This is a genomic window from Jannaschia aquimarina, from assembly GCF_000877395.1.
Taxonomy (GTDB): domain Bacteria; phylum Pseudomonadota; class Alphaproteobacteria; order Rhodobacterales; family Rhodobacteraceae; genus Jannaschia; species Jannaschia aquimarina.
Map to the genome: position 1 here is coordinate 46,251 of NZ_JYFE01000040.1, position 8,334 is coordinate 54,584.

General features: G+C 66.9%; 8 protein-coding genes. 2 read left to right on the forward strand and 6 right to left on the reverse strand.

All coding sequences use genetic code 11. The features are described 5' to 3' along the window. Positions 1–210: 210 nt before the first annotated feature. The 4 genes from fdxA to jaqu_RS10590 all read right to left on the reverse strand — a co-directional run bounded on the left by fdxA (position 211) and on the right by jaqu_RS10590 (position 4,453). Positions 211–546 (reverse strand): ferredoxin FdxA, encoded by a 336-nt coding sequence (gene fdxA, locus jaqu_RS10575; protein ID WP_043918947.1) that lies wholly within the window; start codon positions 544–546, stop codon positions 211–213. A gap of 56 nt (positions 547–602) precedes the next feature. Beyond that, positions 603–959, reverse strand: a complete 357-nt coding sequence (locus tag jaqu_RS10580; protein ID WP_043918948.1) for an RNA-binding S4 domain-containing protein — start codon at positions 957–959, stop codon at positions 603–605. Positions 960–962: 3 nt separating this feature from the next. Then, entirely contained in the window at positions 963–3,776 is a 2,814-nt protein-coding gene (locus jaqu_RS10585) for a helicase-related protein (protein WP_084629723.1), read from the reverse strand. Positions 3,777–3,844: 68 nt separating this feature from the next. Then, positions 3,845–4,453, reverse strand: coding sequence for a tetratricopeptide repeat protein (locus tag jaqu_RS10590; protein ID WP_236687833.1), 609 nt, complete (start codon positions 4,451–4,453; stop codon positions 3,845–3,847). A 38-nt stretch (positions 4,454–4,491) separates the two neighbouring features. On the opposite strand from jaqu_RS10590, the gene jaqu_RS10595 reads away from it, so the two are divergent. Both jaqu_RS10595 and jaqu_RS10600 read left to right on the forward strand, forming a co-directional pair. Then, positions 4,492–4,776: an SCP2 sterol-binding domain-containing protein gene (locus jaqu_RS10595; protein WP_043918949.1), complete on the forward strand. Its 285-nt coding sequence runs from the start codon at positions 4,492–4,494 to the stop codon at positions 4,774–4,776. After that, positions 4,773–5,762 carry an alpha/beta hydrolase gene (locus jaqu_RS10600; RefSeq protein WP_043918950.1) on the forward strand — a complete coding sequence of 330 codons (990 nt, stop codon included), beginning with the start codon at positions 4,773–4,775 and terminating at the stop codon, positions 5,760–5,762. Before jaqu_RS10595 ends, jaqu_RS10600 begins: the two co-directional genes overlap by 4 nt. Positions 5,763–5,778: 16 nt before the next feature. Here jaqu_RS10600 and jaqu_RS10605 read toward each other — a convergent pair whose 3' ends face one another. Further along, positions 5,779–6,453: an ABC transporter ATP-binding protein gene (locus jaqu_RS10605; RefSeq protein WP_043918951.1), complete on the reverse strand. Its 675-nt coding sequence runs from the start codon at positions 6,451–6,453 to the stop codon at positions 5,779–5,781. Next, entirely contained in the window at positions 6,446–7,717 is a 1,272-nt protein-coding gene (locus jaqu_RS10610) for a lipoprotein-releasing ABC transporter permease subunit (protein ID WP_043918952.1), read from the reverse strand. Before jaqu_RS10610 ends, jaqu_RS10605 begins: the two co-directional genes overlap by 8 nt. Positions 7,718–8,334 lie beyond the last annotated feature (617 nt).

Here is an 8,334-nt window from a genome sequence, read left to right on the forward strand (position 1 = left end):
CTATTCGCGGACAAGGCAAAACGCGGCCCCGAATCCCCTCGGAGTCGCGCTCCACGCGCTATTCAGGGCGGGACAAGGCCGTAAGCGACACGCCTCGTCCGCTTGGCAGACAGTCCGAACAGGGTCCGAACGGTGGATCGTATAGCACAAAAATGGGTATCGCGAAAGCGTCATGCAAGCTGACGTATCGGCGACCGGATCGAAGGGGGCTTAGCCGCCCTCGCCCGGTTCTTCCGAGAACATCTCCATCTTGCCGTCCTTGCCGTCCATCTCATCGGCGTTCGGCAGCGGATCCTTCTTGGTGATGATCACGGGCCAGGCTTCGGAATACTTGCGGTTGAACTCGACCCATTTCTCCATGTCCGGTTCGGTGTCCGGCCGGATCGCATCGGCGGGGCATTCCGGTTCGCAAACACCGCAATCGATGCATTCGTCGGGATGGATGACGAGCATGTTCTCGCCCTCGTAGAAGCAATCCACCGGGCAGACCTCGACGCAATCGGTGTACTTGCAGGCGATGCAATTGTCGGTGACGACATAGGTCATTCAGGATGGTCCCTCGGCGAGTTCCGGGGCGGGTCTATCGACCACCGGTCCGGGGTTCAAGCTGGCCCTTCGTCGCCGTCCTGCCTGCGTGTTTCGTCGAGTTTGCGGCGGTCGCGGCCAGTGGGTCGTGGCCCTGCGCGCGGGACAGGCGGGGGGGTCTGGTCCACATAGAGATTGCGTGCTTCCTCGGCCGGTCCGCGCCGTGTTCCCAAGGCCGCAACCTCGACCACACGAACCTGCCGGCCTTGCGGAAAGGTCAGCATGTCGCCCTCACCGACGACCTGTGCCGGCTTCTCGACCCGCTCTCCGTTCAGGCGCACGCGCCCCTCGCCGATCACACGAGCGGCGAGGCTGCGGGTCTTGAAGAAGCGGGCATGCCACAGCCACTTGTCGAGCCGCAGCCGCTCCGCCACGCGCTACTTGTCCTTGAGCGCCGCCAGAGCGGCGAACGGGTTGTCCGGGTCGATCTTGTCGGATTTGCGCGGCTTCGATTCGAAATTCCGGGGGCCGCGATCCTTGCCTCCGGACTTGGGGCCCCGGGGTTTGCCCTTGGGCTTGCCTTTGCCCTTTGGCCCGCGCGATCGCTCTCCACCTTCCTCGCGGCGCGGCCCACGACCCTGGCGCCGCGGCGCCCAAGTGAAGGTGTAGAAGACCTCCGTCTCGTCGGTCGGCGCGACCTCATCGGCCGTCTCGGAGGGTGGAACGGGCGCCTCGCCGTCCTCGTGGATTGGCGGCGCCGCCTCTTGCGACGTTTCCGTAGGCGGCTCCGCCGGCGGAGCCTCCATCGGGGGCGCCTCCGGGGTCTCGGACGGGGCATCCGGCAACTCCGGTGGTTGCGCTGGCGGGGTCTCGGACGGCTGAGACGGCGCTTCCTGCGGCGGATCGGGCACCTCCGGCGCACTCGGGTCACCGGCATCGGCGACCGGGCGCACCTTCGGGCGCTCGCCCTTTTCGGCGGCATAGCCGAGACCCTGCATGAGGTCCGCGAACTGCTCCAGCGTCATGCCCGTGATCGACAGCATGTCCGCCGTCGCCTCGAAACCGGCGCGGGTATCGGCGCCTCGGATCATGTCGGCCAGACGCTCCAGCATGTCGATCCGGATCGCGCGCTGCCCGGCCGCGCGGTAGCCTGCCATGGCCCAGTACCCCCCGGGCATCCCCTGCGTCGCCGGCACCGTGACCAGTCCGGGAGGCGGAGCCTCGGGGAAATCGTCAAGGCCTTTCCACAGCGACCAGAGCACCAAACGCAGGCGCGTCGGCGCAGGCTTCAGCAGGTCGGGCAGAAAGATCGTGTATTGCCCGAAGCGGACCTTGTGCTTGCGCAGCGACCCGCGCGCGTCCTGATCAAGATCCCGCACCTCCTGCGCGACCTCGGACCGGGGCAGCACGCCGAACGCCTCGCGCAGGCGGAAGGCGAACCCGCGTGCGAGACCGGTCAAGGTCTCGTCCCGTTCCATCGCCACCAAGGGCTCGAAAGCGGCGGCGATCTTGCGATCCACGAAATGCTGCAGGCGGCGGCGGACCTTTTCAGCGACGTCCGCGCCCGCGTCGTCGTCGACAAAGGCCACGACGCCGGGCTTGAGCGGGTCGTCGCCCTTGGCGATCCTGCCCACCGCGTCGGAACCCCACATGAGGCCACCCTGTTCGGTGAAGTCCATCTCCGTGTCGGGCGCATTGTAGAACCGGTCGGCGCGCAGATGCAGCTCGGGCCGAAGCGCCGCGGCGGCGGCCTGCGCGACGGTCTTGGCCTCGTCCGGCGAGGTCGATCCGGTCTGATGGAAGCGGAATCCCTCGAGCCGGCCCAGCGCCTCGCCCTCCACGGTGACGGTCCCGTCCTTGTCGATCTCGGCCACGAGGCCCTCCTTCATCTTCAACCGCCTGAGCAGCACGCTGGTCCGCCTGTCCACGAACCGCGCCGTCAGCGCATCGTGCAGCGCATCCGACAAGCGGTCCTCTACCGCGCGCGTCGCCTCGCGCCAATGGGCGTCGTTCTCGACCCAACCCTTGCGCTGAGCGACGTAGGTCCATGTGCGGACATATGCCAACCGCTTGGACAACGTGTCTATGTCGCCTTGCGTGCGGTCGATGCGCTTGACCTGCCGGGCAAACCAGTCTTCGGGCACGCGGCCCTGTCCGTGCAGGAAATCGAAGATGCGGGCCAGCATGTTCGTATGCTCGCTATGACTGATCCCCTGGAAATCGGGAATGCGGCAGACGTCCCACAGCATTCGGACATCCCGCCCGTCCGTCAGGCGTCGGCGCACACCTTCCAGATCGGACAAGGTGCGCAGCGAAGCGAGGTCGTCCGCCTCCCGGCCGCGGGTCAAGATCTCGTGATCCGACGGCGCTTCCAGCGAGGCGATCAACGCCTCGAGACTGGCGAATTCCAGCCGGTCATTGCGCCACATCAGGCGGTCGATGGGCTTGAAGCGGTGTTCGGTGATCGCTTCGATCACGCCTTCGTCCAATGGCGCGGCCTCCCCCGTCGTCCCGAACGTGCCCGGCTGCGTGTAGCGCCCCGCCCGCCCGGCGATCTGTCCTAGCTCGTGCGGCATCAACGGCCTGATCCGGCGCCCGTCGAATTTGGAGGTGGCGGAAAAGGCGACGTGCCGGATGTCGAGATTCAGACCCATCCCGATCGCATCGGTGGCGACCAGATAATCGACGTCCCCGTTCTGGTACATCGCCACCTGGGCGTTCCGCGTCCGCGGCGAGAGCGCGCCCATGACGACCGCCGCCCCGCCCTTCTGGCGGCGCAGAAGCTCCGCGATCGCGTAGACCGAGTCGACGCTGAATCCCACGATGGCGGAACGCGCGGGCATCCGGCTGATCTTCTTGGCGCCGGTATAGGTGAGGTCGCTGAATCGCTCTCGCCGGATGACCTGCGCTTCGGGGACGAGGCGCGCGATGGCGGGCCGCATCGTGTCCGATCCCATGAACAGGGTCTCGTGCAGGCCGCGCATGTTCAGCAGCCGGTCGGTGAAGACGTGCCCCCGCTCCGGATCGGCGCAGAGCTGGATCTCGTCGACGGCCACGAAATCGCAGCCCAACCCCTGCGGCATGGCCTCGACCGTGCAGACCCAGTAGGCCGCGCGGGAGGGGACGATCCGCTCCTCCCCGGTGACCAGCGCCACGACCGAAGGCCCCCGCGCCGCGACAAGCCGGTCGTAGACCTCGCGGGCCAGCAATCGCAGCGGCAAACCGATCAGACCGGTGCGATGGCCAAGCATCCGGTCCAGTGCGTAATGGGTCTTCCCGGTGTTCGTCGGCCCCAGGACGGCGGCGATGCGGGGCAAGCCTAGAGGGTCCGACCGCCTGTCACGGCCTCCAGACGCTCTACGGCGCCGGACACGTTCTGTTCGGCTGGATAGATCTCCTGCGCCCGACGGAAGGCATTGAGGGCGGCGCGATCCTCGCCGAGCTGCTCCAGGATGATGCCCAGACCGGCCAATGCGCCGAAATGGCGCGGCTCGAGGATCAGGGTCTGCTCGATATCCGCCAAGGCCATTCCGGTCTCTTCGGCCATGAAGAAAGCTTCGGCGCGCTTGTTCCACGCTTCGGCAAAGCCGGGCGCATGGTCCGTCGCCGCGGTCAGGTGGGCGATCGCCCGCGACCAATCCTCGCGGGACATCGCATCGGCCGCCCGCCGCATGAGAACGTCGATGGTGGGGCTGCCCGAGCGCGACCACCTCTCCAGAACCTCGTTGGCAAGACGATCCGCCTCGGCGGGATCGGCTTCGGATGCCAGCATGTCGAGCAAGACCTGCGGATCCTCGGACAACACGTCCGGCGCGTCCGACGGAATGTCCACCGGCGCGGACTCGGCCTCTTGCGCCGCCGAGAACGTCGCGTAACTGCAAGCCAACGCCACGAAAGCGGCCTTGAGGGTGACGCAGGGGTCAATCATCCTAGGCTCCAAGCTTCCATCGACCGTATGAGGACACCATGAGCGATATCGTCAACCAGGCCGTCACCCAACTCTCGGAAAAGATCGGGTCCTTCGACGGGTCCGTCAAGTTCGTGATCGAAGATGAGGGTTCGATCATGGTCGATGACGCCGGCGTCCGCGCGGGCGACGAGGAGGCCGATTGCACCATGACCGCCGATGCGGACACGTTCCGCGGCATCCTCGACGGCGACGTCAATCCGACGGCGGCGTTCATGTCCGGCAAGCTGAAAGTCGATGGCGACATGGGCCAGGCGATGAAGCTGGGCGCGCAGCTCGGGTGAACACGACCACACATCCCGTTCCGGCACCCTATCATGCCGACGTCGCCGCCGGCCCGCCCAGCGGCCATGCCGTCTGGGCGGAGGCGTCGGACGGGACGCGGGTGCGCATTGCGCTCTGGCCGCTGGATGGGGCGCGTGGCACCGTCCTCATGTTTCCCGGGCGCACCGAATACTGCGAAAAGTACTCCGACGCCGCGGCTCACTTCGCTGCGAAGGGTTACACCTCGGCCGCAATCGACTGGCGCGGTCAAGGCCTGACGGAGCGTCCGCGCCGCAACCGGCTTTCGGGCCATGTCGGCGACTTCGACCATTTCCAGCAGGACGTCGAGGCCATGCTGTCCGCCGTCGAAGCGTCGGATCTGCCCCGGCCATGGCACCTGCTTGCCCATTCCATGGGTGGACTGATCGGTCTGCGCGCCCTGATGGAAGGTCTGGACGTCGCATCCGCGACCTTTTCCGGCCCCATGTGGGAACTGACGCTGGTTCCCAGCCGCCGCCAGATGGCGCGCTTCATCTCCAAGCTGGGGACCGCCATCGGGCTGGGAGAGGCGGCGGCCCCAGCTTCGGGCAAGTCGGCCGATCCGGCGGGCAATGTCTTCGAGGGCAATCTTCTGACCACAGACCCGGAGATGTTCGCCTGGATGAAGCGGCAGGTCACGACCTACCCGGATCTCGCGCTCGGCGCCCCGTCGCTGAGCTGGCTGCGCGCCGCGTTTTGGGAGATGGAGACGCTTGAAGACCGCCCCAGTCCGGCCGTTCCGACGCTGACGCTGCTTGGCGGCGACGAGGCGATCGTCGATCCCGACGAGATCCGCGAGCGCATGGCCGACTGGCCCGGCGGCACCCTGCTCGAGCTTCCGGGCCTGCGGCACGAGGTCCTGATGGAAAATGACGAGACCCGCGCGGACCTGTTCGGCCGCATCGTGGCTCATATGGACGCGGCCGTTGCAGGCGCGCCATCCGCACCGTTGGAGCGTCAGGCCTGACGACCGAGTCCGCGCGTCACACCAGTTGGCCGCCCTCCAGTCGGACCTGACGGTCCATCCGCGCTGCAAGATCCAGATTGTGGGTCGCGATCAGGGCCGCCATCCCCCGCTCCCGCACCAGCGAGACCAGGGCCTCGAACACCGTGTCGGATGTCCCCGGGTCCAGATTGCCCGTCGGCTCGTCCGCCAGCAGAAGGTCGGGCGCGTTCGCCAATGCCCGGCAGAACGCGGCGCGCTGCTGCTCGCCGCCGGACATCTCCGCCGGACGATGGTCGGCCCTGTGAGACAGTCCCACCCGCCCCAGCAGATCGAGCGCGCGCGCGCGGGCCTCGCGGTCCGACACGCCGTCGGCGAGTTGCGGCAGGATCACGTTCTCGGCCGCCGTGAACTCCGGCAGCAAGTGATGGAATTGATAGACGAAGCCCACACGCTGCCGCCGGACCCTGGTCCGTTGGCGGTCCGACGCATCGGTCAGATCGTCTCCGCCGACGATCACCCGCCCCCGGTCGGGGCTGTCGAGCAGGCCCGCGATATGCAGCAGGGTCGACTTGCCGGCGCCCGAGGGGGCGACCAGCGCGCAAAGCTCCCCCGGAGCGAGGGCCAAGTCGACGCTTTGCAGAACGACGATCTCGGCCGGCGTGCCTGCATTGTAGGCCTTGGCGATCCCCTCGAGGCGAAGGGTCTCATTCATAGCGCAGCGCCTCGACAGGGTTCATGCGCGCCGCCCGCCGCGCCGGGAAGATCGTCACCAGAAAGCTGAGCGTTAGCGACAAGATCACCGCCGACAGCACGTCCGCGACTTCCAGACGGGCCGGCAACGACGAAAGAAGCCGCGTCGACGGATCCCAGACCCCGCCCCCCGCGGCCCAGTTCACGAAGTCGAAGATCGGGTCGATGTAGATGGCGAAAAGGCATCCCATCGCCACGCCGACCACGGTTCCGGCCACGCCGATGGACGCGCCGCACAGGAAGAAGACGCGGAGGACTGTCCCCTCCGTCAGGCCCATCGTGCGCAGGATGCCGATGTCCCGGCCCTTGTTCTTGACCAGCATGACCAGCCCTGAGGTGATGTTCAGCGTCGCGATGATGACCAGCAGCGACAGGATGATGAACATCACGTTGTCTTCCATCTGCAGGGCCTGCAGATATCCGCCATTCGCGTCCTGCCATGTCCAGAAATAGACGTCGTCTCCCGCGACGGCGGCCAGGCGGGGGATCACCTCGTCCAGTGCCTCGGGATCGTCGAGCGCGACCTGCACCTCTTCCGCCTGTCCGGGGAGGTTGAAATAGACCTGAGCCTCCTCGAACGGCATGTAGACGCGCAGGCTGTCGATGTCGAAGCGGCCGACCCGGAAGACGTAGGCGACCGGATAGGCCTTGACCCTAGGGCTTGTCCCGAAGGCCGTGCGCACGCCGTCCGGAGAGATGATCCGCACCCGGTCGCCCACGGTCACGCCAAGCTTGCGCGCCACGCCGGCGCCCAGGGCGATGCTCTCTCCGGTGAGGTCTGCGAGGGTGCCGGCGCTTTCCTCGGGTTCGGAGACGCGGGGGACCTGGGCGATGTCTTCGGGGCGCATGCCGAGGACCTGGACCCCGGCATTGCGGCCATTGGCGGAGGCCATGACCTCGCCCACGACGACGGGCGCGACGCGGGCGACGCCGTCGACGTCGCGCAGGCGGGCGGCGACCTCGTCATAGTCGGTGAGGCTGCGCGCCACGAGGCCCTGCTCGGTCACACGGCCGGAGGAAAGGACGCTGACATGGGGGTTCGCACCGATGATCGTGTCCACGAATTCGTAGCGAAACCCGGACCTTACGGCAAGCGTGGCAATCAGCGCGAAGACGGCGAGCGCGATACCGACCAGGCTGATCCAGGTCATCACGCTGATGCCCCCTTCGGAGCGGCGGGCGCGCAGGTAGCGCCATGCGATCATGCGTTCGTGGCGTTGGAACATGGGGCCTCCGTGCCTCGTCCGGGCCTAGGTGCGGGGGTTGGGAGGCAGGGTCAAGGTGGGCCCGCACGGGACAAAGGTTAATGCGACGTCCCGCCCGAACGGGTTTCCCCGTCTTGTCAGCACCTTGGCCGATTCGGAGCCGGTCCGAGCCCCCATGCAAACACCGTGCACCCCCCGTGCACCCCCTGTGCACCCCCCGTGCAGACAGGCGTGCACCGTTCCCGCGCGTTAACGAGTGTTGCGGCGGATCACGGGAGGTGGAGCGGGGGTGGGGTCAAGGGGTAGCGGCCCAGACGGCCCAGAGCCGACATTTGTGCCAGGCGCAGCAGATGGCCGACAGGCCCGAACTCGACATTCACTGCAGATAAAGCTTGGTCACGGACGGCCGCTGAAAAAGGCAGTGTGCTGACCGATGTATGCGCCGCATTGCAGTTGTTGAGGCTGACGACCGCGAACATTCACTGCATCTGGCCTGGCCTTGAACAGAAGTAGAGGACATAGAAAGGCTAGCCATAAACTCCATCACTTGGAGCAAGGAACAACCATGCCGAGCATCTCGCAGTGACCTGCTCCCCTCTGAGTCCGCGTTTATGAGTTAGCTCTGTTCAGGGTTTGGT

Bases quoted from the DNA above. Each gene is read 5' to 3' on its own strand.
- jaqu_RS10595 (WP_043918949.1), top strand. From the start codon at position 4,492: ATGAGCGATATCGTCAACCAGGCCGTCACCCAACTCTCGGAAAAGATC.
- fdxA (WP_043918947.1), bottom strand. From the start codon at position 546: ATGACCTATGTCGTCACCGACAATTGCATCGCCTGCAAGTACACCGAT.
- jaqu_RS10610 (WP_043918952.1), bottom strand. From the start codon at position 7,717: ATGTTCCAACGCCACGAACGCATGATCGCATGGCGCTACCTGCGCGCC.
- jaqu_RS10605 (WP_043918951.1), bottom strand. From the start codon at position 6,453: ATGAATGAGACCCTTCGCCTCGAGGGGATCGCCAAGGCCTACAATGCA.
- jaqu_RS10590 (WP_236687833.1), bottom strand. From the start codon at position 4,453: ATGATTGACCCCTGCGTCACCCTCAAGGCCGCTTTCGTGGCGTTGGCT.
- jaqu_RS10585 (WP_084629723.1), bottom strand. From the start codon at position 3,776: ATGCTTGGCCATCGCACCGGTCTGATCGGTTTGCCGCTGCGATTGCTG.